This window comes from Corynebacterium nuruki S6-4, from assembly GCF_007970465.1.
Taxonomy (GTDB): Bacteria; Actinomycetota; Actinomycetes; order Mycobacteriales; family Mycobacteriaceae; genus Corynebacterium; species Corynebacterium nuruki.
Genome location: NZ_CP042429.1, coordinates 525,726 through 549,905 on the forward strand (window position 1 = coordinate 525,726; position 24,180 = coordinate 549,905).

The following is a 24,180-nucleotide window of genomic DNA, read 5'->3' on the forward strand; positions in this document are numbered from 1 at the left end:
AACCGGATTCGGGGGTCGATGGGGTCGTTGGATGCCATCGGACAAGCCAACCCCCGCCGGTGTGGCGGGGGTTGGATTACTCACCGGAAGTGTCACCACGTGACCCCGGGGAAGTGTTACCGATGTCCTGATCCGGAACTGTTACCGATGTCCTGAGACATGACAGAACGCATCCGGACCGGAAACGTTCCCCCGGGGGTGAGGATTTCGTGGTGGAGAGGGGATCGAGGCGGAGCAGCGGCGCAGCCGGACGGAACTGCTACGCGTCCACCGTGGCGGACTCGATCTTCACCTCGTTGACCGGGGCACCGTCGCCGCCCTTGTCCTGGTTGGCGTCCTTGTTCTCGTCGATGACCTTGTCCAGGGTGGCCAGACCGTCCTCGGAGATGGTGCCGAAGATGGTGTAGCTGTTCTGCAGCTTCGAGTCCCCGTCAACGAGGAAGAACTGCGAACCGTTGGTGTCCGGGCCGGAGTTGGCCATCGCGAGAGTGCCGCGGGTGTACAGGTTGTCGCCGGCATCGGCGTCGCCCACCGGGAACTCGTCGGGGAAGGAGAAGCCCGGGCCGCCGGAACCCTGACCGGTCGGGTCACCGCACTGCAGGATCTTCATGCCGTCGGAGACCACCACACGGTGGCAGACCGTGTTGTCGTAGAACTTCTCGCGCACCAGGTGCTCGATCGCGTTCGCGGCGTCCGGCGCCTTCTTGTGGTCGAGAGTGACCGCAATGTCGCCGGCGCTGGTGTGGAAGGTGACGTTCGTCGTCCCGTCCTGCGGAATGTTGTCACCGTCGGGCAGGGAGACATCCTTCGCGGCGTCCCCGGTGCCCTTGTACGGGCCGGAGGTCTCGGCGGGGGTGTCCTCGGTGGTCGACCCGGCGGCGTCCTGCGCGGTCGTGTCCTCGTCATCGCCTCCGCGGGTGGCGGCGAACCACATACCGCCGACGAAGACGACCAGGACCACGAGCGTGGCCAGCGTGACACCCAGCGGGCGGAGCTTCTCGCGGCGCGCGCGGGACTTCAGCTCCTTGTCGAGGTTCTTCAGTGCCGCATCGCGGCGGGCGGAGTTATCGGACAACGCTCCAGGCCTCCCAGTGTGTTCGGTCAGTTTCCAACGCACCATTGTTCCACACCGGTAGTCTCGGGCGACATGACCGCACCGAAGGAACTCAACATCGTCGTCCTGCCGACCGGCCCGTTCGAGACGAACTGCCTCCTCGTCCATGACGGAACCGAAGCCACCGTCGTCGACCCCGGCATGGGTGCGGCGACTCTGGTCCGTCAGGCCGTCGCCGCCGCCGGGGTGACCGTCACCCAGATCGTGCTCACCCACGGGCACATCGACCATGTCCGTGACCTGCCCGAGGTGCAGCAGGAGTACGGCGTCCCGTCCTACATGAACCATGACGACCTGCCGTGGATCACCCGCGAGGCCCTGGACTCGATGGGGGAGCTCGGCCGTACCCACGCCACCGGTGACATGGCCGTCCCGGAGCAGCCGCGCCCGGTCGCCGACGGCGACACCCTGGACATCGCAGGGGTGGAGTTCACCGCCTTCCACATGCCCGGGCATTCGCCCGGCTCGGTGATGTACCGGGGCGAGCACGGCGACGGTGCCGTCATCCTCGGCGGCGACGTCCTGTTCCGCCGGGGGATCGGACGCACCGACCTGCCACTGTCTGACCCGCACGCGATGGTCGCCAGCCTGCAGCGCATCCCGGAGATCTTCGACGACGCAGACACGGTCTTCCCCGGCCACGGTCCCACGACGACCGTGGGGGAGGAGCGGCGCGAGAACGGGTTCCTGCAGGGGTTGGCAGGCTAGGCCATCGCATCAGTCTTCACGTTGTCCTGTGGAGCGGCTACTGTGGGGCGTGAACAAGGAGGTGCAGCATGACCGTCGCATTCAACTACGTGACCGACGATGAGCTTCAGCATCGCCGGGACTCGCTCCTGGCGGATGCGGACCTCACATGGGGGCAGCTCGAGCAACTCGCGGAGGACCGGGACCTGACGGAGGACCAGGAGTACCTGCTCGAGGAGATCAGACGGATCGACTTCCTTCTGGGGAAGTAGACCAGGTGGATGCGGGGGCCATCGAACGATGGTGCGCAGAGTTCGTGGAGGAGACCAGGGCGACACTGTGCGCCGTCCTTCCCGGGGCGCCCCAGCTGATCAGCGGTATCGACGTCAGCGAAAAGCGCTGCGTCGCCGCATTCGACATGTGCATCGATCTCAGGACACCGGCGGCTGACCGTCTCGCACGCCTGGTGCTGAGCTACCGGATCGGCACCGACCGGTCAGGCCGGCACATCGCGGTGCACAACTCGTCATTCAAGGTCGGGATTCCGCGTCAGAAGACCCAGGTTCTTCCGGCCATCAGATATGAATACGACCGGGAACCCAGACGGTGGGTCTCCGCCCACATCCACGTTCATGCCGAGAACGGAATGCTCACCAGGGTGAGGACTCTGGCGGGAAAGAAAGCGCCGGACGAGCTCAGGCACATGCACTATCCGGTGGGCGGGGACCGGTTCCGACCCTGCCTCGAAGACTTCCTCTATTTCCTCATCGAGGAGTGCGGATTCCAGTCGAAGAAGGGGTGGGAGGAGGCGCTGACGGAGCGTCGCGACGTCTACCGGAGAAAACAGGCGCGTTCGGTGATCCGTGACTATCACGATGACGCGGCAGAGGTCCTCCGGGCGCTCGGTTACACGGTGACCGGCGCGCCCACGAGTGAACCGAACCCACCGCACCGCGAGTGGTGACCCGTGGGCCGGTCATGACCTGCAGGGGCTACACTGAACCGCGTGACTGACGCCCAGAACACCCCGAAGATCCAGCCGTTCCACGCCCCCAAGGGCGTGCCCGACTACGTGCCGCCGGCCTCCGCCGACTTCCATGCGGTGCGCAGTACCTTCGAGAAGGTCATCCATGACTCGGGCTACGGGCACATCGAACTGCCGGTGTTCGAGGAGACCGCCCTGTTCGCCCGCGGGGTGGGGGAATCCACCGACGTCGTCTCCAAGGAGATGTACACCTTCGAGGACCGCGGCGGCCGCTCCGTGACCCTGCGCCCGGAGGGCACCGCCGGGGTGATGCGCGCGGTCATCGAGCACAACCTCGACCGCGGCCAGCTGCCGGTGAAGCTGACCTACTCCGGCCCGTTCTTCCGCTACGAGCGCCCCCAGGCCGGCCGCTACCGCCAGCTGCAGCAGGTCGGCGTGGAGGCTATCGGGGTCGACGACCCGGCCCTCGACGCCGAAGTCGTCGCCCTGGCGGACCGCTGCTACCGGGCACTGGGCCTGTCGGGCTACCGTCTGGAGCTCACCAGCCTCGGCGACGAGACCTGCCGGCCGCAGTACCGGCAGAAGCTGCAGGACTTCCTGTTCGCCCTGCCGCTCGACGAGGAGACCCGGAAGCGGGCGGAGATCAACCCGCTGCGCGTCCTCGACGACAAGCGCCCCGAGGTCCAGGAGATGCTCGCGGACGCCCCGCTGATGCCCGACCACCTGTCGGCCGAGGCCCGCGAGCACTTCGAGACCGTCACCGGCCTGCTCGACGACATGGGTGTGGAGTACACGCTGAACCCGCGTCTGGTCCGTGGCCTGGACTACTACACGAAGACCTGCTTCGAGTTCGTCCACGACGGCCTCGGCGCCCAGTCCGGCATCGGCGGCGGCGGACGCTACGACGGCCTCATGGCCCAGCTCGGCGGCCAGGACCTCTCCGGTATCGGCTTCGGGCTCGGCGTGGACCGCACGATCCTCGCCCTGGCGGCCGAGGGTGTGTCCCCGACGACCGGACGCCGAGTCGACGTCTACGGCGTCCCGATGGGTGTCGAGGCGAAGAAGACCCTCGCGGTCGTCGTCGACCGGCTGCGGCGGGCCGGGGTGAGCACCGACATGTCCTACGGCGACCGTGGCCTCAAGGGTGCGATGAAGGGCGCGGACCGGGCCGGCGCCCTGTTCGCCCTGGTCCTCGGGGAGCAGGAGCTCGCCGACGGCACCGTGGTGCTGCGTGACCTGACCACCCGCGAGCAGCACGAGGTCGCGCTGCAGGATGTGGTGGACACGGTGCGCCGGGCGCTGGCGTAGCGGCGTCCCGCGGGACCGGGCTCAGACCCCGGAGGCTGCAGGATTTGCTGAGCGGGTACGGTGGTCCGCGTACACACGCATTCTGAATCGAGAAAGGCTGTGCCGGTGGCACACTCAGAAACATCGACGGACGACGGGGATCCCGAACTAACCGGGCCGGACGGGGGGTCCGGGAACGAGGGCGTCCGCGGGGGGAAGACGAAACACGTCGATTCGCCGGTGAACTGGCCGGTCTTCGGCACCGCCGCAGGCCTCATCATCGCCTTCGTGCTGTGGGCCTGGCTGGCCCCGCACTCGGCGGACACGGTCATCAACAACGTCAAGGACTGGATCGCGACGAACCTCGGCTGGTTCTACGTCCTGACCGCCGGGGTCGTCGTCGTCTTCGTCCTCGTCATCGCCTTCCGCCGGACCGGCAACACGAAGATCGGCCCCGACCACTCCCAGCCGAAGTTCGGCCTGTTCACCTGGGGCGCGATGCTCTTCGCCGCGGGGATCGGCGTGGACCTGATGTTCTTCGGCATCTCCGGGCCGGCGACGAACTACCTCACTCCGCCCGAGGGCGCCGGCATGTCCGACGAGGCCGCCCGCATGGCGCCGCTGTGGACGATGTTCCACTACGGCATCCCCGGCTGGGCGATGTACGCCCTGATGGGCATGGCCTTCGGCCTGTTCGCCTACCGCTATCACATGCCGTTGAGCATCCGCTCGGCCCTCGCCCCGATTTTCGGCCGCCGCATCCACGGCGCCCCGGGGCACGCGGTCGAGATCGCCGCGTCGATCGGCACCGCCTTCGGCATCTCCGTCTCCCTCGGCATCGGCGTGGTCTTCATCAACTACGGCCTGTCCGAACTGTTCGGCATTCCGACGAGCACCGGGGTGCAGATCGCCCTGATCTGCCTGTCGGTGTTCATCACGATCCTGTCCACCGTCTCCGGGGTGGACAAGGGTATCCGGCGGCTGTCGGAGCTCAACGTCTGGCTGGCCGTGATCCTCATGGTGTGGATCGTGGTGATGGGCAAGACCGCGGACCTGCTGAACTCGCTGGTGCAGAACATCGGCGACTTCGTCTCCCGGTTCCCCTCGATGATGCTGAACACCTTCTCCTATTCCGAGGGGTCCCCGGACTACCCGGCCCAGGACTGGATGTCGGACTGGACCCTGTTCTTCTGGGCGTGGTGGATCGCCTGGGCGCCGTTCGTCGGTCTGTTCCTCGCCCGCATCTCCCGGGGCCGGACGGTGCGCCAGTTCGTCGTCGGCGTGCTGGTCATCCCGTTCACCTTCATCGCCATGTGGATCTCCATCTTCGGCAACGCGGCGCTGAGCTTCTTCCGCGACGGTGACGAGGAGTTCCTGAAGACCGCGGTGGACACCCCCGAGTCGGGCTTCTTCCTGCTGCTGCAGCAGTACCCGGGGGCGACCTTCGCGGTCGCCCTGGCGGTCGTCACCGGCCTGCTGTTCTACGTCACCTCGGCGGACTCCGGTTCGCTGGTCATGGCGACGATGACGTCGAAGTCCTCGAAGGACGATTCGGACGGCCCGCCGTGGCTGCGCATCGTGTGGGCGGTGATCACCGGTGCCCTGACGCTGGTGATGCTGCTCATCGGCGGGGTGTACACCCTGCAGTCCGCGACGGTGCTCATCGGTCTGCCGTTCGCCGTGGTGATGTACCTGATCATGCTGAGTGTGTGGCGGGTACTCACCGCCGAGCGGCACTCCCTGGAATCCCGGGAGATGTCCCGGGTCGGCGCACTGCTGGACCGGGCCGGGGACACCGGACCCGCACGGCTGGCCTGGCGGCGTCGCCTGCGCCGCCGGATGAGCTTCCCGAGTGCCGCGGAGACCGAGAAGTACCTGGAGGAGACCGCCGCCCCGGCGATCGAGGAGGTCGCCGCCGAGCTCAAGGGCCTCGGACTGGACGTGACCTGCCACCGCGGCACCCACCCCGACTACCCGATCAGCTACGTCGACCTCGTCGTCCAGTTCCCGCACCAGGACGAGTTCAAGTACGAGGCCTACCCGGTGGCCGCACAGGTGCCGAACTTCGCGGTGAACCTCAACGTCGACGAGGACGTGTACTACACCCTCGAGATCTTCTCGGCGACCGGCTCCCGCGGCCACGACATCCTCGGGTACACGAAGGATCAGGTCATCGCGGACGTCCTCGACGCCTATGACGCCCATGTCGAGTACATGGAGTTGGTCGGCGACAAGGGCACCCCGACCGGGGAGGCCCACACCCCGGTGCCGGAGTTCTGGGGCGAGGACGGCGAGGTCACCGACGACAACATCACTGATGAAACCACTGACGAAACCACAGCCAAGGAAAGAGAGAACCAGGAATGAGTGAGACAACAGCGACGCTGTTCATCGACGGGCAGTGGGTGGCGTCCTCCGACGGCGGCACGCGCACCGTGACCTGCCCGGCGGACGGCTCGACGGTCGGCGTGGTCTCCGAGGCCACCGCCGCGGACACCGAGAAGGCCATCGCCGCGGCCCGGCGTGCCTTCGACGAGGGTTCCTGGTCGGCCACCCCGGCCGCCCGGCGCGGTGACCTCCTGCTGAAGGTCGCCGACGCGCTGGTGGAGCGGAAGGACGAGTTCGCCCGCGCCGAGGCCCTCGACACGGGCAAGCGCCTGGTCGAGGCCGAGGGCGACATGGACGACATCGCCAACTGCTTCCGGCACTTCGGCAAGATCGCCGACCAGCACCCCGGCCGGATCGTGGACGCCGGTGACCCGACGGTCATCTCCCAGGTCGTCTACGAGCCGGTGGGGGTGTGCGGGATGATCACCCCGTGGAACTTCCCGCTGCTCCAGGCCAGCTGGAAGATCGCGCCGGCGCTCGCCGCGGGCGACACCTTCGTGCTCAAGCCGGCGGAACTGACCCCGCACACCGCGATCCTCATCATGGACGTGCTCGACAAGCTCGGCCTGCCCGCCGGCGTCGGCAACCTGGTCCTCGGCGCGGGTGCGGAGGCCGGTGCACCGCTGTCCTCCCACCCGGACGTCGACCTGGTCTCGTTCACCGGGGGACTGGTGACCGGCCGCACCATCGCGGCCGCCGCCGCACCGACGGTGAAGAAGGTCGCGCTCGAGCTCGGCGGGAAGAACCCCAACGTGGTCTTCGCGGACGCCGATTTCGACGCCGCCGTGGACAACGCCCTCAATGCGGGCTTCCTCGATTCGGGCCTGGTCTGCTCGGCCGGTACCCGGCTGATCATCCAGGACTCGATCAAGGAGAAGTTCGTCGACGAACTCGTCCGCCGCGCCGAGGGCATCGTCCTCGGCGGCCCGTTCGACGAGAACGCCGAATCCGGCCCGCTGATCTCCGAGGCCCACCGGGCGAAGGTGACCGACTATGTCAGGCGTGGTGTCGAGGCCGGCGCGACGCTGCGCTGCGGCGGCAACTGGGGCGGCGAGGAGCTGGCCGCCGGCTGCTTCTACCGGCCGACGGTGCTGGACAACTGCACCATCGATAACCCCGCCGTGGTCGAGGAGGGCTTCGGCCCCGTGATCACCGTGGAGACCTTCTCCACGGAGGCGGAGGCGGTCGCGATCGCCAACCACACCGAGTACGGCCTGGCCGGTGCGGTGTGGACCACCGACCGCGGCACGGCCCACCGGGTCTCCCGGGCCCTGCGCCACGGGACGATCTGGATCAACGACTACCACCCCTACGTCCCCCAGGCGGAGTGGGGCGGGTTCAAGGCCTCCGGAAACGGCCGTGAGCTCGGCATCACCGGACTCGAGGAGTACCGGGAGGCGAAGCACATCTACGAGAACACGGAGCCCGCCGAGACCGGCTGGTTCCCGAAGAAGTAACAGACGACGACAGGAGAATACATGCGCGAGAAGTACGACTACATCATTGTCGGTGCCGGGTCCTCCGGCGCCGTGGTGGCGTCCCGCCTCAGTGAGGACCCGTCGGTCAGCGTGGCCCTCATCGAGGCCGGCCCGACCGACGTGGACAAGCCCGAGATCCTCAATCTCGATGAATGGCCTGCCCTGCTGGAGTCCGGCTACGACTGGGACTACCTCATCGAGCCACAGGAGAAGGGGAACTCCTTCATGCGGCACGCCCGGGCCAAGGTGCTCGGCGGCTGCTCCTCGCACAATTCCTGCATCGCCTTCCACACCCCGGCGCAGGACCTGGACCACTGGGTCGCGCTCGGCGCCGAGGGGTGGGACGCGGAGACCGTGCTCCCGCTGATCCGGGAACGCCTCGAGGACAACGACCGTCCCGGGGACAACCACGGCCACGGCGGCAACGTCCATCTGCGCTCGGTCCACCCGAAGGACCCGGTGGGTGTGGCCGTCCTCGAGGCCTGTGAACAGGAAGGCCTGCCGACCACCCCGTTCAACGAGGGGGAGACGGTCAGCCACGGCGCGGACTGGTTCCAGATCAACGCCAGCACGGACAACATCCGGGCCTCGTCGTCCGTGTCCTACCTGCACCCGGTGCTGGACCGGGAGAACCTGGACATCCTCACCGACCTCCACGTCTCCCGCATCCTGTTCGAGGGGACGCGCGCGGTCGGCATCGAGTACCAGAAGGACATGTTCGGCCGGATGGCCACGCTGGCCGCCGACCGGGAGGTCATCGTCTCCGCCGGTGCGATCAACAGCCCGAAGCTGCTCATGCTCTCCGGCATCGGCCCGGCCGACCACCTGCGGGAGTTCGGGATCGACGTGCTGGTGGACGCCCCGGGCGTCGGCTCGAACCTGCAGGACCACCCGGAGGCGGTGATCTCCTGGGAGTCGAAGGTCCCGATGATCCGGGACGCCAGCCAGTGGTGGGAGATCGGCATCTTCGAGAAGGTCGACGAGGGCGGGGCCGACGGTCTCGGCCTGCCGGACCTGATGATGCACTACGGATCGATGCCCTTCGACATGCACACCCGGCGGCAGGGGTACCCGACCGCGGACGAGGCGTTCTGCCTCACCCCGAACATCACCCACGCGAAGGCGCGGGGCACGGTGCGGCTGCGGTCCTGCGACTACCGGGACAAGCCGAAGGTCGACCCGCGGTACTTCACCGACGAGGAGGGCTACGACATGCGGATCGCCGTGGCGGGCATCAAGTTGGCCCGGCAGATCGTCGCGCAGCCCGCGATGGCGGAGTTCGCCGGCCGGGAACTGTTCCCGGGCACCGACGTGCAGTCCGACGAGGACATCGCCGACTACGTGGCCAGGACCCACAACACCGTCTACCACCCGGCCGGCACGGTGCGGATGGGTGCGGTCGACGACGACATGTCGCCGCTGGACCCGCAGCTGCGGGTCAAGGGGGTCGAGGGGCTGCGCGTGGTGGACGCCTCGGTGATGCCGCAGCTCACCGCGGTGAACCCGAACATCACCTGCATGCTGATCGGGGAGCGGGCCTCGGACCTGATCCGCGGCTGATCCGCACCTGACTACTGCCGGAACTCCTGCCGGCAGGAGTCCACCGTGCCGCCCTGGTAGCCGGTCGTGAACATCTGCTGACGCTGTTCCGAGGACCCGTGGGTCCAGGCGTCCGGGTTGACCCGGGAGCCGGAGGAGCGCTGGATCGCGTCGTCGCCGATCGCCTGGGCCGACTGGATGGCCTGGGCGATCTGGTCGTCGGTGAGCGGGTCGAGGACGGCGCCGTCACCCTTGTCGGCGTGGCTGGCCCACACCCCGGCGTAGCAGTCGGCCTGCAGTTCCATCTTCACCGCGTTGGAGTCCTCACCCGGGTCGTCGTAGTTCGACAGGCCGATGGTGCCCTGGAGGTTCTGGATGTGGTGGCCGAACTCGTGGGCGACGACGTACATCTGCGAGAACGGTCCGTTCGACCCGCCCATCTGTTTGAGCTGGGCGAAGAAGTCGTCGCCGATGTACACGGTCTGGTCACCGGGGCAGTAGAACGGTCCGGTCTGTGCGGTGGACGCCCTGCCGCAGCCGGTGTTCACCGTCCCGTCGCCGATCTGGACCTGCGGCCTGGTGTAGTTGATGCCGGCCTGCTCGGGCAGGATCTGCCCCCACACCTGGTCCAGGGAGATTGCGGTGCCTTCGATGCGGCAGTCGTCGTACTTGTTCGCGTCCTCGTAGGTCTTGCAGTGGGTCAGGCTGCCACCGTTGACGTTGCCCTGTCCCCGGTCGTAGGCGTTGCTGCCGGAGTTGCCCCCGCCGAACATGCCGGTGCCGCCGTTGACGAAGAAGAGGATGACGGCGACGACGATGATGCCGGGGATGCCGAAGCGGCGCCCGACCTTGCTCATCAACAGCATCCCGAGTATGCCGCTGAGACCGCCCCCGCGGTTGCCTCCGCCGCCGCCACCGAATCCGAAGCCGCCGCCGGGCCCGCCGGAGCTGCCGCCGGAGGACGCCCGGCCGCCCATCCCGTTCAGGTTGTTGTTGAAGGTCATGGTGGTTACCCTACCGTACGGCGTTTTCCCAGGTCACTGCGGCGAATAGGCCGGGCGGGTTGGACCCGGAAGCGACTGACGTCAGCATCGCGCGACGTGAGGATGGTCGGGCCCCTGTCAGACCATCCCCACGACGCGCGATGCGGACAGGCCGGGTGTGCTGCGCGGCAGCAGGCGCCCTGGTGTGACACGATCATGGCATGGCACAATCCCACACCCCTCTCGCAGCGCTTCTCACCGGCGCCGGTGTACTCCACCTGGTCCCCGCAACCGCCCGGTACTTCGACACCCTCATCCCCGACGAGCTTCCCGGGACAGCCCGCACCTGGACGGTCGGGTCAGGAATCGTCGAACTGGCGACCGCCGGTCTCCTCAGCCGTCGACGGACCCGCCGCCTCGGTGGGACAGCCGCTGCGGCCCTGTTCGTCGCCGTGTTCCCCGGCAACCTGAAAATGGCCCACGACTGGCGTCACAGTGCGGCGTGGATGCAGCTCATCGCCTACGGACGCCTTCCCCTCCAACTTCCTCTGATCTGGGCGGGGTGGCAGGTCAGACAGCAGAACGCGGCATAGCACCCGGGACGCCCTGATGGTGAGATCGGTGGACCGGGGGTTTCTACGTACCCCGGGAACCTGTCCGTCAGTGATCCCAGCCGGTGATCACCAGCTCGTTGAGGATGGCGCGGGCGGTGGTGAAGTCCGTTACCGAGTCGACGGTCTGCCCGCCCGACCCCTTCGGTGAGCCGTGCCGCACACCGACCAGGGCGACCGTCTCCGGGCCGGTCTTCATGTACGCTGGCGTACCATTCACGCTCGTTCCCCGGGGTGTGGTGTATGCGGCTGGCCCGATACCGGTGGCGGTGTGTGGTGTCCCGCAGCTGTCCCCAGCACGCTTCGGGCACCGGCGTCTGGCAGTGCCTGGCGTCAGCAGTGCCCCGAAGCTCCGAGGTGAGCAACGCGCGACGTGAGGATGGTCGGGCCCGTGTCAGACCATCCCCACGTCGCGCGATGCGGACCGGCCGGGCGTGCTGCGCGGCGGCAGGGCGGGTGTGCTGCGTTGCGGACAGGCCGGGTGTGCTGCGCGGCGACAGTATGTCCTGCGGACGCTGCTAAGCCGCTACAGCTGCTCGGCGAGCATCGGGGCCGCGGTGGCCGGGTCGACACCGGCGGCACGCAGCGCGTCGATCGCGCCCTGCGGGTTCGAGGAGAACTGCTCGGCGGTGCCCCGGTCGATGCCCATCCGCTCGGCAGCGGAGATGGTGGCGGCCGGGTCGGCGGCGAGACGGTCGGCGGTCCCGGGGTCGACCCCGGCGCCGAGCAGGGCGTCCCGGATCCCGGCGTCCCCGGCCGGTGCCGGCGGTGCCTCCGGGGCAGGGGCTGCCTCGGGTGCCGGCGGGGCGTCTTCGGGGGCGGGGGCCGGTGCAGGTGCTGCCTCCGGCGGCGGGGTCGGCTCCCCGGGCTTGTCGGCGGGCGGCTGCTCCGACGAGGGGGCGGCCGAGGTCGTCGACGAGGGGTGCGCGGTCGTCGCCGAGCTGGTCGGGGACCCGGTGGTGGTGGACGATGCAGGGGCGGCCGAGGGATCGTCGTCGGAGGAACAGGCCGTCACCGCCAGTCCGGAGACGAGGACGGCGGCGGCGAGGAACTGGATGCGGTGGTCCGCTGGACGGCAGTATTTCACCCGGCAAGCGTATCCGAGAGCGCGGCCGATGCAAGGGCGACGCGCGGGCGACGCGCGGGCGACCGGACGCACCGCCGGGACCGCCGACTAAGATTCCCCACCGGAAACCAGAATGCCGTCCGGCACCGCCCCGTCCGAAGGAGAACCGTGTCCCCGATGTCCATCCCCGACCTGGCCGACCAGGCCTGCCTCATCGTGCACGGCCCCGACCAGCAGGGCATCGTCGCCCACGTCTCGGCGCTGATCGCCCGCAACAACGGCAACATCACCGCCCTGGACCAGTACTCCACCGGCTCCCAGGACGGTGACTTCTTCCAGCGGATCGTCTTCCACCGGGAGAATCTCGTGGCGGCGATGGAGGACATCCAGGCGGATCTCGCCGAGACGCTCGCCCCGTACAATATGGCGTGGTCGCTCAGTGACCGGTCGCAGCCGAAGCGGATGGCGATCCTCGCGTCGAAGAGCGATCACTGCCTGCTCGACCTGCTGTGGCGGCACCGTCGCGGTGAACTGCCGGTGACGGTCCCGATGGTGATCTCCAACCATGCGGACACCGCCGATGACGTCCGCTCCTTCGGCGTCCCGTTCTTCCACGTGCCCTCGCAGCAGGGCGCGGACAAGAGCGCGTCGGAGGAGGCGATCCTCAAACTGCTGAAGGGCAATGTCGACTTCGTCGTGCTGGCCCGCTACATGCAGATCATCTCCGAGGATTTCCTGCAGAAGCTGGGTGTCCCGGTCATCAACATCCACCATTCCTTCCTGCCGGCGTTCATCGGCGCCGACCCGTACCGGCGGGCCTGGGAGCGCGGCGTGAAGCTCATCGGGGCGACCGCCCACTATGTCACCGGGGATCTCGACGAGGGGCCGATCATCGAGCAGGACACGGTCCGGGTCACCCATGCCGATTCGGTCGCCGACCTGCGGCAGCGTGGCGCCGAGGTGGAGCGCTCCGTGCTGTCCCGGGCAGTGAGCTGGCACGCCCAGGACCGGGTGATCCGCACGGGGAACCACACCATCGTGTTCTGAGGCCCGGGCGATCCTCTAGGGTGGTCCGGTGTGCGGGTACTTCTGATTACCAACCCTTATGCCACCTCGACGACCAGGGTGGGGCGGGACGCCGTCGCGTCGGCGCTGGCGTCCCGCGTGGACGTCGACGTCGTGCCGACGACCCACCGTGGTCACGCCGCGGAGCTGGGCGCCCGGTCGGTCGAACAGGGCTATGACGCGGTCGTGGTCCACGGCGGCGACGGGTCGGTGAACGAGGTCGTCAACGGCATGCTCGGGACGCCGGGGGAGCCGGCGGCACGGGGGTCAGCACCGGTCGACCCGGCGGACCTGCCGGCGGTGGGCGTGGTCCCCGGGGGTAACGCCAATGTCTTCGCCCGGGCGCTGGGGGTGGACCGGCACCCGGTGCAGGCCACCGCGCAGCTCGTGGACAGTCTCGTCGCGGGACGCCGCCGGACCGTCGGGCTCGGCCACATGCTCGACCGATGGTTCCTGTTCAACGCCGGCATGGGGCTGGACGCCTCCGTGGTCCGCGGTGTCGACGAGAAGCGGGGGACCGGTCGGCCGGTGACGAACCTGATGTACCTGCAGACCGCCGCCGCGGCGTTCCTGAAGCCGGAGCTCACCGACGCGGACATCACCGTGGAAGTTCCCGGCCGGGCACCGGTCAGCGGCGTCCGGTTCGGGTTCGTCAGCAACACCGCGCCGTGGACCTACCTGGGGCCGCGGGCGATCCGGACGAATCCGGGCACGGACTTCGACCACGGTCTCGGGCTGTTCGCCGCGACGTCCACTGCGCTGCTGCCCAGTCTCGCCCTGGGGGCGCAGCTGCTCGCCGGGTCCGGTGATCCGCGGGGGCGCAGCCTGGTCCGCGACGACGATCTCGCGTGGGTGCGCTTCACCGCGGACCGGCCGGTGGACGTCCAGATGGACGGGGAGTATCTCGGCACGCACCGGACCGTGGAGTTCGGGTGCCGGCCCGGCGTGCTCGACGTGGTGGCCGGACGCTGAGTTCGGCTGAGCCCGGCTGAGCCCGGTTACTGCGGGTCGGGTTCGACGAGGGTTCCGCCGAGGATCTTCGTGACGTCGATGCACCGGTCGAGGCCGAATGTGCCGCCGGGGCCGCAGTCGAACAGCCAGTTCTGGCCGACGATCACTGCGGGGGTGTCGGGGTCCTGCTGGAACGTCACCGCCGCGGTCGCGGCCGGGTTGTCGGCGATGTACACGCCGTGGACGCCGGCGTTGCCGGCCATCAGGCAGGACGCCACCCCGTCGTCGACGTCGTTCCATTTTCCGCAGGCGTGGTCGGTGTCCGCCAGGGCGTCCCGGATGTCGGTCGTCTTCTCGTAGCGGGTCAGGGAGGAGCCGGTGTCGGGCGGGGTGGTGCCGGCACCGTCGGCGTGATCGTCTCCGCTGCCGCAGGCGGTGAGCAGGAGGACGGATGCTGCGGCGGCACTCAGGAACTTCAGACGCATGGGGGAGACGCTACCCGCCCCGGGTATCCTGAGAGACGGAAAACGCCGTTCACCGACAAGATTCCGGGAGTAGTCCATGAAGTCCCTGCGTACGCCCCTGTTCACCGCCGTGCTCGTGGCGGGGGGAGTGCTCACCGCCTGTGGTTCCGATGATGGAGCGGCACCGGAGACGACGGTGGCCGGCACGACTCCCGCCGCGACGTCCGCTGTGCCCGCCACCGGCTCCGCCACAGGTGCCCCGGTCGATGCCCGCGGTGCCGCCGAGGCGGCACTGGCGGCGCAGCCGGGGGCGGCGGTCATCGGCATCGACGACGAGCGGGACATCCGGAAGTGGGAGGTCACGCTGGTGACCGCCGGCGGGGACGGGGTGGAGCTGCTCGTGGACATGGCCGACGGGTCGGTCTCCGGTGAGCGTCCGACCATGGTCCACCCGGAGGAGGCCACCCCGCCCCGGATCGCGGCGGTGGACGCGGTCTCGGCGGCGCTGGCGGAGCGGCCGGGGACACTCACGGAACTGGATTACGACCGGGATCACGGCCGGATGGTCTGGGAGGCGAGTGTCCGCGGCGACGACGGTGCCGAATGGGAGATCGACATCGACCCGGACAGCGGGGATGTCATCGCGGTGGACCGGGACTGACCCCGCCGGGTCGGGGATCAGGGCTGGTAGTTGGACCAGGCGTCCGGGATGATCGCGTCGAGGACGCCGTGCACGAGGTCCCAGTTGCTGTAGGCGAGCCAGTCGGCGCGGGTGAGGAGGTCTGAGATGAGGGAAGTGATGTCCATGACGGTCACCCTAACACCTCATTCCTGCAGGCGGGAGTGACGGGTGTTACCTATGTGACTCATGTTACTCGGAGTTTCACCCCCGGGGTCGGGCGGCCTTCAGTGTCACTGCGTGACATGTCCCTGCTCCGACACTGACCCGCCCTGGTCCACACCTGCCCCGCTCGTGGCCCCACCCTGACCCCACCCTGATCCCGCCGCTTCCCCTGATGTCCGCGGAACGAACCGACAGGTCGAATGCCTGCGGAACGAACCGACAGGCGGATTTTCCGGTCCCCGGTCGGCACCTGGGTTCGTGAACCCAACCGCCCCGGGACAGGACCGACCTCCGGGTTCGGAAAACCGACACCGGTGCCGGCCGGGGCCGGACTCAGTCCCAGGTCCGGTGCCGGCCGGGACTGGCGACTAGGTGACGTTCGCGCTCTTGAGGTCGCTGCCGATCCGGGACAGCAGCAGTCCCACGATGGACAGCATGCTCACGATGAGCGACAGCATGCCGCTGATCCACACGCCGTCACTGTCCACGGCGATCCCGGTGATGATCGCGATGACCGCGAAGACGAAGGACACCGCGAGGATCACCTGGTTGCTCACCCAGAACAGGCGGTAGGGGTCCCGCTGGTCCAGCGGGGTGACGATGACGTCCTCGACGGTCATCTCGTCCGGGACGCCGTCGGAATCCGGATGGCGGGCGGACTGGCGTCCGGTGTTGTCGGTCATGGATCTTCTCCTGTCGGGGTCGAACTGTCGCCCCCAACGGTAGCGGGCGGCGGGCCGGGGGTGGTTGCCCGACCCGCCCCCGGGCCGGTATCGGGATCGTGCCGGAACCTCTCCCCGCGCCGTCGGGGGCACCCCGGCGAGGGCGGCGGTGCGGGGAGTACCATTGGCAGCCGACATGCGTGCGCCCACCCGTTGCGCGCACCCGACCTCCCGACCCCACGGCCGGGACATCCCAGGCCCATCACCGAAAGGACAACGCGACGTGCTGCGGACGCATCTGTGCGGCGAACTTCGCTCCGACGACATCGACGGGGAGGTCACCCTCACGGGGTGGGTCGCCCGCCGCCGGGACCACGGTGGGGTGATCTTCATCGACCTGCGGGACCGCTCCGGACTCGCCCAGGTCGTCTTCCGCGAGAACGAGGTGGCGGAGCGCGCCCACGCGCTGCGCAGCGAGTACTGCATCAAGGTCACCGGCATCGTCGAGGCCCGCCCCGAGGGCTCCGCGAACCCGAACCTGGCCTCCGGCGCCATCGAGGTCAACGTCTCCGACCTCGAGATCCTCAACGAGGCTGCGCCGCTGCCGTTCCAGATCGAGGACACGACCGGCGGTGAGGTCGGCGAGGAGACCCGCCTGAAGTACCGCTACCTCGACCTGCGCCGCGAGAGCCAGGCACGCGCCCTGCGGCTGCGTTCGAAGGTCAGCCAGGCCGCCCGTGGCGTCCTGCTCGACCAGGACTTCACCGAGATCGAGACCCCGACGCTCACCCGCTCCACCCCGGAGGGTGCCCGCGACTTCCTGGTCCCGGCCCGCCTGCGCCCGGGCAGCTTCTACGCCCTGCCGCAGTCCCCGCAGCTGTTCAAGCAGCTGCTCATGGTCGCCGGCATGGAGCGCTACTTCCAGATCGCCCGCTGCTACCGCGACGAGGACTTCCGCGCCGACCGGCAGCCGGAGTTCACCCAGCTCGACGTGGAGATGAGCTTCGTCGACCAGGAGGACGTCATCGCCCTGGCCGAGAAGATCCTCACCGCCGTGTGGAAGGAGATCGGCTACGACATCCAGACGCCGATCCCGCGCATGACCTACGCCGAGGCCATGAAGAAGTACGGCTCCGACAAGCCGGACCTGCGCTTCGACATCGAGATCACCGAGTGCACGGAGTTCTTCAAGGACACGACCTTCCGCGTCTTCAAGTCCCCCTACGTCGGTGCCGTGGTCATGGACGGCGGCGCCTCCCAGCCCCGCCGTACCCTCGACGCCTGGCAGGAGTGGGCCAAGCAGCGCGGCGCCAAGGGCCTCGCCTACATCCTCGTCGGCGAGGACGGCACCCTGTCCGGCCCGGTGGCCAAGAACATCACCGACGGCGAGCGTGAGGGCATCGCCGCCCACGTCGGCGCGAAGCCCGGCGACTGCATCTTCTTCGCCGCCGGTGAGGTCAAGCCCTCCCGCGGTCTGCTCGGTGCCGCCCGCAACGAGATCGCCGACCGGCTCGGCCTCATCAAGGACGGCGACTGGGCCTTCACCTGGGTCGTCGACGCGCCCCTGTTCGAGCCCGCCGCGGACGCCACCGCCGAGGGCGACGTCGCCCTGGGCCACTCGTCCTGGACCGCCGTGCACCACGCGTTCACCTCCCCGAAGCCGGAGTGGATCGACTCCTTCGACGAGAACCCGGGCGAGGCCACGGCCTACGCCTACGACATCGTCTGCAACGGCAACGAGATCGGCGGCGGCTCGATCCGTATCCACCAGCGCGACGTCCAGGAGCGGGTCTTCGCCGTCATGGGCATCACCGAGCAGGAGGCCCGCGAGAAGTTCGGCTTCCTCCTCGACGCCTTCGCCTTCGGCGCCCCGCCGCACGGCGGCATCGCCTTCGGCTGGGACCGTATCGTCTCCCTGCTCGGCGGCTACGACTCGATCCGCGACGTCATCGCCTTCCCGAAGACCGGTGGCGGCGTCGACCCGCTGACCGACGCGCCGGCGCCGATCACCGCCCAGCAGCGCAAGGAGGCCGGCCTCGACGTCAAGCCGAAGAAGGCTGACGCGGCTGCCCCGACCAACAGTTAAAGGATCCGTTGTGCTGAGTATCGACGCTGTCCTCGACCGGGCCGCCCACCTGCTGGGCAACCGGTTCGGAGGCACTCCGGAGCTCACCCACCCGGAGGACCTCGGCGGGTCCTCCGAGTCCGTGGTGCTGCGGGTCAAGGTCACCCCGAACCCGTTCCTCCAGGAGCGGACCGTGGTCATCAAGCAGCTCCCGCCGGTCGACGCGACGGCGTCCGACGGGGCGACCGCCGAGGCCGCCGAAATGGCTGAGGCCGCTGAAGCCGCTGAGGCGGCCATGATCCGTGAGGTCGTCGCATACCAGTACACCAACACCCTCGCCGAGGAGAACCGGCCGGGGCCGCTGCTGCTCGCCCACGACATCGACCAGCGCGTGATGGTGCTCTCCGACGCGGGTGACGGCACCAGCTACGCCGACATCCTCTCCGTCGACGGGGACGAGAAGCGCCGGTCGGCGCTGCGCAAGCTCGGCCGCGCCCTCGGCCGGATGCAGGTCGCCACCGCCGACGGCGAGGAGGCTTTCAACACCCTCAACCGGCGCCAGTACTCCCGGCACGGTCTGCCGGCCGACCGGGTCGACGAGCGTGACGTCGACGTCGCGGCGCTGGTGGAGCAGGGGCTCGGGCTGCTGCGCCGCAGCGGCATCGAGGTCTCCGACACGGTCGCGGAGTTCGCGGCGGAGGCCGGGCAGCGGCAGCAGCGGTCGCGTCTGCGCGCGTTCACCCCGTTCGACCTGACCCCCGACAACATCATGCTCACCGACCGGGTCGACTTCCTCGACTTCGAGTGGGCGGGCTTCCGCGACATCGTCTCCGACGTCGCCTGTGTCGTCGCCGGGTTCCCGCATGACACGGCCACCCCGCTGCTCGACGACGGGGAGATCCGCGAGTTCATCGACGCGTGGAGCTCCGAGGTCGTCGCGGTGTGGCCTGACGTGCGCCGGGAGAACGAACTCGCGGGGGCCCTCGTGACCTCGCTGATCGGCTGGGCGCTGATGAGCCTGTCGCTGCTGTACCACGGCACCCTGGCGGTCATCGCCAACGCCGGCGGTGCGGAGGAGGGTGCGCGCCGGCTCGACCGGATGCCGGAGACCCACCTCGCCGACCTGGCGACGACGATCGAGTCGATCCGCCGGTTCTCGTTGCACGCCGCCGAGGAGAACCCCGACGACCCCCGGTACCCGGATGTCACCGGCTTCGCGGCCGGTCTCCTGGAGAAGCTCGCCGGTCTCGGCGCCTACCCGCAGATCCGCTGACATGGCCGACCTGTTCGACCAGCAGGCCGACCCGCCGCCGCCCTCGCGGTCGGCGGACGCCTACTTCCACCCCGGGGCGCACGCCCCGTTGGCGGTCCGGCTGCGGCCCCGCACCCTCGACGAGGTCGTCGGCCAGTCCCACGTCCTCGGCGAGGGCTCGCCGCTGCGCCGGCTCATCGACGGCCGGGGTGAGTCCTCGGTCATCCTCTACGGCCCGCCGGGCACCGGCAAGACCACCGTCGCCTCACTCATCGCCGGCTCCTCCGGACGCCGTTTCGAGGCCCTCTCCGCACTGAACTCCGGGGTGAAGGAGGTCCGCGCGGTCATCGAGGCCGCCCGTGACCGGCTGCGCGACGGGGTGTCCACCGTCCTGTTCATCGACGAGGTCCACCGGTTCTCGAAGACGCAGCAGGACGCCCTGCTGGCCGCCGTGGAGAACCGGACGGTGCTGCTGGTCGCCGCGACGACCGAGAACCCGAGTTTCTCGGTCGTCGCCCCGCTGCTGTCCCGCTCCCTGCTGGTGCAGCTGAAGCCGCTGGCACCGACGGACATCGCCACACTGCTGCAGCGCGCCGTCGACGACGACCGCGGCTACGGCGGCCGCATCACGCTGACCACGGAGGCCCGCGACCAGCTCACCGCACTGGCGGCCGGGGACGCCCGGCGGGCACTGACCTATCTCGAGGCCGCCGCCGAGACGGTGGAGGACGGCGACGCCGAGGTCACCCTCGAGGTGGTGCAGCGCTCCACCGACCGGGCCGTGGCCCGCTACGACCGCGACGGTGACCAGCACTACGACGTCACCAGCGCCTTCATCAAGTCCATCCGCGGCTCCGACCCGGACGCCGCCCTGCACTACCTCGCCCGGATGATCGACGCGGGGGAGGACCCCCGGTTCATCGCCCGGCGGCTGGTGATCCACGCCGCCGAGGACATCGGCATGGCCGACCCGCAGGCCCTGCAGACCGCCGTCGCCGCCCACCAGGCGGTGAGCTTCATCGGCATGCCCGAGGGCCGCATCCCGTTGGCCGAGGCGACGGTGTACCTGGCGACCGCCGCCAAGTCGAATTCGGTGATCACCGGCATCGACGCGGCGCTGGCCGACGTCCGGGCGGGCCGCGGCGCGGTGGTGCCGGCCCATCTGCGCGACGGCCACTACTCCGGCGCCGAATCCCTCGGCAACGCCGTGGGGTACCGCTATCCCCACGACGACCCCCGTGGCGTCCTGCGGCAGGATTACCTGCCCGCCGACCTGGCGGACGCCCGCTACTACAGTCCCACCGACCACGGCCACGAGCGCCGGGTCGGCGTCACCCTCGAGACCCTGCGTGGGATCGTGCGTGGCGACGGGTAGACTCTTTCCCGGTAAAGCCCCGAAACAAGCAAGAAGGTTCCCAACACCGTGCAGACGCATGAGATCCGCGAGCGATTCATCAACCACTACGTCAAGGCCGGACACACCGAGGTGCCCAGCGCTTCGCTGATCCTGGACGATCCTGACCTGCTGTTCGTCAACGCCGGCATGGTGCCCTTCAAGCCCTACTTCCTCGGGCAGCAGAACCCGCCGTTCCCCAACGGCACCGCGACGTCCATCCAGAAGTGCGTGCGCACCCTCGACATCGAGGAGGTGGGCATCACCACCCGCCACAACACCTTCTTCCAGATGGCCGGCAACTTCTCCTTCGGCCAGTACTTCAAGGAGGGGGCGATCACCCACGCCTGGTCGCTGCTCACCGACTCCGTCGAGGACGGCGGCTTCGGCCTGGACAAGGACCGGCTGTGGGTCACCGTCTACCTCGACGACGACGAGGCCGCCCAGATCTGGCACGAGAAGATCGGACTGCCCGAGGAGCGCATCCAGCGCCTCGGCATGGCGGACAACTACTGGTCGATGGGCGTGCCCGGCCCCTGCGGCCCGTGCTCGGAGATCTACTACGACCGCGGTGAGGCCTACGGCGAGTACGGCGGGCCGGTCGTCGACGACACCCGCTACATCGAGCTGTGGAACCTCGTGTTCATGCAGAACGAGCGGGGCAAGGGGATCGGCAAGGACGACTTCGAGATCCTCGGCCCGCTGCCGAAGAAGAACATCGACACCGGCATGGGCGTCGAGCGCATCGCCTGCATCCTGCAGGGCGTGGACAACGTCTACGAGACCGACCTGCTCGCCCCGGTGATCAAGGTCGCCGAGGAACTCACCGGCGCGACCTACGGCCGCAGCGAGAAGCTCGCCGAGGACGATCCGGAGTACGCGGCCGCCCACACCGACGACATCCGCTTCCGCGTCATCGCCGACCACTCCCGCACCGGCCTCATGCTCATCCTCGACGGCGTGACCCCCGGCAACGAGGGCCGCGGCTACATCCTGCGCCGCCTGCTGCGCCGCATCATCCGTTCCGCCCGGCTGCTCGGCGCGACCGGCCACACCATGGAGCGGTTCATGGACACCGTCCGCGAGACGATGACCCCCTCCTACCCGGAGATCGCCGACGCGTGGGAGCGCATCCGCGCCGTCGCCGTGGGCGAGGAGACCGCCTTCCTCAAGACCCTCGAGTCCGGCACCCGGCTGTTCGAGGACGCCGCGGCACAGGTCAAGGCGTCCGGCAGCACCGTGCTCGGCGGGGACGCCGCCTTCACCCTCCACGACACCCACGGATTCCCCATCGACCTCACCGTCGAGATGGCCGCCGAATCCGGACTGACCGTGGACACCGAGGGCTTCGACGCCCGCATGGCCGAGCAGAAGGCCCGCGCGAAGGCCGACAACCGTGCCAAGAAGCACGGCCACGCCGACGTCTCGGTCTACCGGCCCTTCGTCGACAACCAGCCCACCAGCTTCCTCGGCTACGGCTCGACCGAAGCCGAGGGCCGCATCATCGGCCTGGTCCGCGACGGCGCCCTCGTCGACCGTGCCGCCGAGGGCAGCCAGGTCCAGGTCATCCTCGACCAGACGCCCTTCTACGCCGAGTCCGGCGGACAGCTCGCCGACCGCGGCACCATCGCCGGCCCCGGCGGGGTGGCGCAGGTGGAGGACGTCCAGAAGACCGGCAAGAAGGTCTGGCTGCACGACGTCACCGTCACCGGCGGTGAACTCGCCGTCGGCGATTCGGTCGAGGCGACCGTCGACCACACCTGGCGCCACAAGGCCCGCCAGGCGCACTCCGGCACCCACCTCATCCACGCCGCCCTGCGGCAGGTGCTGGGCCCGACCGCGGTCCAGGCCGGCTCGATGAACCGGCCCGGCTACCTGCGTTTCGACTTCAACTACGGTGAGCAGCTCACCGACGACCAGATCCACCGGATCGAGGCCATCGCCAACGAGGCGGTGGACACCGACTACACCGTCAACACCATCGAGACCAGCCTCGACGAGGCCAAGGCGATGGGCGCGATGGCCCTGTTCGGCGAGAACTACGGTGCCCAGGTGCGCGTCGTGGAGATCGGCGGTCCGTTCTCCATGGAGCTGTGCGGCGGCACCCACGTCGCCCACTCCTCCCAGATCGGCCCGGTGACCGTCCTCGGCGAGTCCTCCGTGGGCTCCGGCGTCCGACGGATCGAGGCCTACACCGGCACCGAGTCCTTCCAGTACCTGTCCGGCCTGCACCGGATGTCCGACACGGTCGCCTCGCAGCTGCGGATCCCCACCGCCGAGCTGCCGGAGCGTGTCGAGTCGATGAGCAGCCGGCTGAAGGAGGCCGAGAAGCGGATCGAGCAGTTCCGCTCCGCCGAACTCACCGCGAAGGTCGGCGACTACGTGCTGGAGTCGGTGGACCTCGACGGCGTCCGCTTCGTCGCCGCCCGCGTCCCCGACGGCACCGCCGCCGGCGACCTGCGCACCATCGCCAACGACGCGAAGGGCCGCTTCGGCGCGGACGCCGCGGTGGTCGTCTTCGCCGCCGCCGACCCGGACTCCGGCAAGGTGCCGTTCATCGTCGCCGTCACCACCGCCGCCCAGGACCTCGGTCTGTCGGCCGGGGCACTCGTCAAGGCCTTCGCCCCCGCGGTGGGCGGCCGCGGCGGCGGCAAGGCAGCCATGGCCCAGGGTTCCGGCTCGGACGCCACCGGCATCGAGGCCGGCTTCGGCATCGTGCGCGAGGCCGTCGCCGGGCGGGGGACGGGCAAGTAGTGTCCGGCTCCACCCTCGGGACCCCCGACGACGCCACCCCCGTGTCGGACCGGCCCGGACCCGATGACCCCGGTCGTGGGCGACGCCTCGCCCTCGATGTCGGCACCGTCCGCATCGGCGTGGCCCTGTCCGACCCGGACGGCATTCTGGCGACCCCGCTGGAGACTGTCGCGGCGGACAAGACCTCCGGTGCGAAGCCGGGCGCCGAGTTCGACCGTGTCCTGCAGCTCATCGACGAGAACTTCATCGTCGAGGTCGTCGTCGGACTGCCGGTGAGCCTGCACTCCCGGCGGACCGCCTCGACCCGCCGTGCCGAGAACTATGCGGCGAAGATCGGGCGTGCCCGCCGCGGCATCCCGGTGCGCCTCGTCGACGAACGCATGTCGACGGTCGCGGCGACCTCGGCGATGCACTCGTCCGGGGTGAACCAGAAGAAGGGCAGGTCGCGGATCGACCAGGCCGCCGCCGTCCATATCCTGCAGGGATGGCTCGACGCCCGCCGCGCCTGGCTCGCCCGACAGGATGTCACCCCCGACGCCGGTGTGTCCGATTCCGAATCGTGACCGTTTCGTGACACAATGGGCGGGTTGAA

At 69.3% G+C, this 24,180-nt stretch carries 23 protein-coding genes; 16 read left to right on the top strand and 7 right to left on the bottom strand.

Going from position 1 to position 24,180, the window contains the following annotated elements:
- Window positions 1-259: 259 nt before the first annotated feature.
- Window positions 260-1,075: a peptidylprolyl isomerase gene (locus tag FSW06_RS02380; protein WP_010118719.1), complete on the bottom strand. Its 816-nt coding sequence runs from the start codon at window positions 1,073-1,075 to the stop codon at window positions 260-262.
- A gap of 72 nt (window positions 1,076-1,147) precedes the next feature.
- Here FSW06_RS02380 and FSW06_RS02385 point away from each other — a divergent pair, with 72 nt between their 5' ends.
- The 7 genes from FSW06_RS02385 (at window position 1,148) to FSW06_RS02415 (ending at window position 9,499) form a co-directional block, all read left to right on the top strand.
- The gene (locus tag FSW06_RS02385; RefSeq protein WP_010118718.1) at window positions 1,148-1,822 is read left to right on the top strand and encodes an MBL fold metallo-hydrolase; all 675 of its coding nucleotides are present in this window, start codon (window positions 1,148-1,150) and stop codon (window positions 1,820-1,822) included.
- 68 nt (window positions 1,823-1,890) lie between these two features.
- The gene (locus tag FSW06_RS02390) at window positions 1,891-2,073 is read left to right on the top strand and encodes a hypothetical protein (RefSeq protein ID WP_010118717.1); all 183 of its coding nucleotides are present in this window, start codon (window positions 1,891-1,893) and stop codon (window positions 2,071-2,073) included.
- A gap of 5 nt (window positions 2,074-2,078) precedes the next feature.
- Window positions 2,079-2,765 (top strand): hypothetical protein, encoded by a 687-nt coding sequence (locus FSW06_RS02395; RefSeq protein ID WP_010118715.1) that lies wholly within the window; start codon window positions 2,079-2,081, stop codon window positions 2,763-2,765.
- 42 nt (window positions 2,766-2,807) lie between these two features.
- The gene (gene hisS, locus FSW06_RS02400) at window positions 2,808-4,094 is read left to right on the top strand and encodes a histidine--tRNA ligase (protein WP_010118713.1); all 1,287 of its coding nucleotides are present in this window, start codon (window positions 2,808-2,810) and stop codon (window positions 4,092-4,094) included.
- A 219-nt stretch (window positions 4,095-4,313) separates the two neighbouring features.
- Window positions 4,314-6,440: a choline BCCT transporter BetT gene (gene betT, locus FSW06_RS02405; protein ID WP_010118711.1), complete on the top strand. Its 2,127-nt coding sequence runs from the start codon at window positions 4,314-4,316 to the stop codon at window positions 6,438-6,440.
- Window positions 6,437-7,918: an aldehyde dehydrogenase family protein gene (locus FSW06_RS02410; protein WP_010118709.1), complete on the top strand. Its 1,482-nt coding sequence runs from the start codon at window positions 6,437-6,439 to the stop codon at window positions 7,916-7,918. The genes betT and FSW06_RS02410 overlap by 4 nt, the downstream gene beginning before the upstream one ends.
- A gap of 21 nt (window positions 7,919-7,939) precedes the next feature.
- The gene (locus FSW06_RS02415; RefSeq protein WP_010118707.1) at window positions 7,940-9,499 is read left to right on the top strand and encodes a GMC family oxidoreductase; all 1,560 of its coding nucleotides are present in this window, start codon (window positions 7,940-7,942) and stop codon (window positions 9,497-9,499) included.
- Between the two features lie 11 nt (window positions 9,500-9,510).
- On the opposite strand, the gene ypfJ is transcribed toward FSW06_RS02415, so the two are convergent.
- Entirely contained in the window at window positions 9,511-10,482 is a 972-nt protein-coding gene (gene ypfJ, locus FSW06_RS02420) for a KPN_02809 family neutral zinc metallopeptidase (RefSeq protein ID WP_010118705.1), read from the bottom strand.
- Window positions 10,483-10,682: 200 nt separating this feature from the next.
- On the opposite strand from ypfJ, the gene FSW06_RS02425 reads away from it, so the two are divergent.
- Window positions 10,683-11,054 carry a DoxX family protein gene (locus tag FSW06_RS02425; protein ID WP_010118703.1) on the top strand — a complete coding sequence of 124 codons (372 nt, stop codon included), beginning with the start codon at window positions 10,683-10,685 and terminating at the stop codon, window positions 11,052-11,054.
- Between the two features lie 67 nt (window positions 11,055-11,121).
- Here the strand turns inward: FSW06_RS02425 and FSW06_RS14415 are convergent, their stop codons facing one another.
- Both FSW06_RS14415 and FSW06_RS02430 read right to left on the bottom strand, forming a co-directional pair.
- On the bottom strand, window positions 11,122-11,271 hold the full coding sequence (locus FSW06_RS14415) for a hypothetical protein (protein ID WP_010118699.1): 150 nt from the start codon (window positions 11,269-11,271) through the stop codon (window positions 11,122-11,124).
- Window positions 11,272-11,598: 327 nt separating this feature from the next.
- Window positions 11,599-12,159 (bottom strand): hypothetical protein, encoded by a 561-nt coding sequence (locus FSW06_RS02430; protein ID WP_010118697.1) that lies wholly within the window; start codon window positions 12,157-12,159, stop codon window positions 11,599-11,601.
- Between the two features lie 156 nt (window positions 12,160-12,315).
- On the opposite strand from FSW06_RS02430, the gene purU reads away from it, so the two are divergent.
- Together purU and FSW06_RS02440 are read left to right on the top strand one after the other, a co-directional pair.
- The gene (gene purU / locus FSW06_RS02435; RefSeq protein WP_010118695.1) at window positions 12,316-13,185 is read left to right on the top strand and encodes a formyltetrahydrofolate deformylase; all 870 of its coding nucleotides are present in this window, start codon (window positions 12,316-12,318) and stop codon (window positions 13,183-13,185) included.
- A gap of 30 nt (window positions 13,186-13,215) precedes the next feature.
- A complete protein-coding gene (locus FSW06_RS02440) occupies window positions 13,216-14,175 on the top strand; it encodes a diacylglycerol/lipid kinase family protein (protein ID WP_029448788.1) in 960 nt (319 codons plus the stop codon).
- Between the two features lie 26 nt (window positions 14,176-14,201).
- Here FSW06_RS02440 and FSW06_RS02445 read toward each other — a convergent pair whose 3' ends face one another.
- Window positions 14,202-14,639: a hypothetical protein gene (locus FSW06_RS02445; protein WP_010118691.1), complete on the bottom strand. Its 438-nt coding sequence runs from the start codon at window positions 14,637-14,639 to the stop codon at window positions 14,202-14,204.
- 76 nt (window positions 14,640-14,715) lie between these two features.
- Between FSW06_RS02445 and FSW06_RS02450 the strand changes: the two genes are divergently transcribed.
- Window positions 14,716-15,279, top strand: a complete 564-nt coding sequence (locus tag FSW06_RS02450; protein ID WP_010118689.1) for a PepSY domain-containing protein — start codon at window positions 14,716-14,718, stop codon at window positions 15,277-15,279.
- A gap of 17 nt (window positions 15,280-15,296) precedes the next feature.
- Here the strand turns inward: FSW06_RS02450 and FSW06_RS14905 are convergent, their stop codons facing one another.
- Window positions 15,297-15,425 (bottom strand): hypothetical protein, encoded by a 129-nt coding sequence (locus FSW06_RS14905; RefSeq protein WP_274376967.1) that lies wholly within the window; start codon window positions 15,423-15,425, stop codon window positions 15,297-15,299.
- A 405-nt stretch (window positions 15,426-15,830) separates the two neighbouring features.
- Window positions 15,831-16,145: a hypothetical protein gene (locus tag FSW06_RS02455; RefSeq protein WP_010118686.1), complete on the bottom strand. Its 315-nt coding sequence runs from the start codon at window positions 16,143-16,145 to the stop codon at window positions 15,831-15,833.
- A 262-nt stretch (window positions 16,146-16,407) separates the two neighbouring features.
- Between FSW06_RS02455 and aspS the strand changes: the two genes are divergently transcribed.
- From aspS to ruvX, 5 genes are read left to right on the top strand one after another with little or no spacing between them, the layout of a single operon-like run.
- A complete protein-coding gene (gene aspS / locus FSW06_RS02460) occupies window positions 16,408-18,210 on the top strand; it encodes an aspartate--tRNA ligase (RefSeq protein WP_010118684.1) in 1,803 nt (600 codons plus the stop codon).
- Between the two features lie 10 nt (window positions 18,211-18,220).
- Window positions 18,221-19,462 carry a phosphotransferase family protein gene (locus FSW06_RS02465; protein ID WP_010118683.1) on the top strand — a complete coding sequence of 414 codons (1,242 nt, stop codon included), beginning with the start codon at window positions 18,221-18,223 and terminating at the stop codon, window positions 19,460-19,462.
- Window position 19,463: 1 nt separating this feature from the next.
- Window positions 19,464-20,816 (top strand): replication-associated recombination protein A, encoded by a 1,353-nt coding sequence (locus FSW06_RS02470; protein WP_010118682.1) that lies wholly within the window; start codon window positions 19,464-19,466, stop codon window positions 20,814-20,816.
- Between the two features lie 48 nt (window positions 20,817-20,864).
- Window positions 20,865-23,588 carry an alanine--tRNA ligase gene (gene alaS, locus FSW06_RS02475; RefSeq protein WP_010118681.1) on the top strand — a complete coding sequence of 908 codons (2,724 nt, stop codon included), beginning with the start codon at window positions 20,865-20,867 and terminating at the stop codon, window positions 23,586-23,588.
- A complete protein-coding gene (ruvX, locus tag FSW06_RS02480; RefSeq protein ID WP_010118680.1) occupies window positions 23,588-24,151 on the top strand; it encodes a Holliday junction resolvase RuvX in 564 nt (187 codons plus the stop codon). The genes alaS and ruvX overlap by 1 nt, the downstream gene beginning before the upstream one ends.
- The last annotated feature ends 29 nt before the right edge of the window (window positions 24,152-24,180 follow it).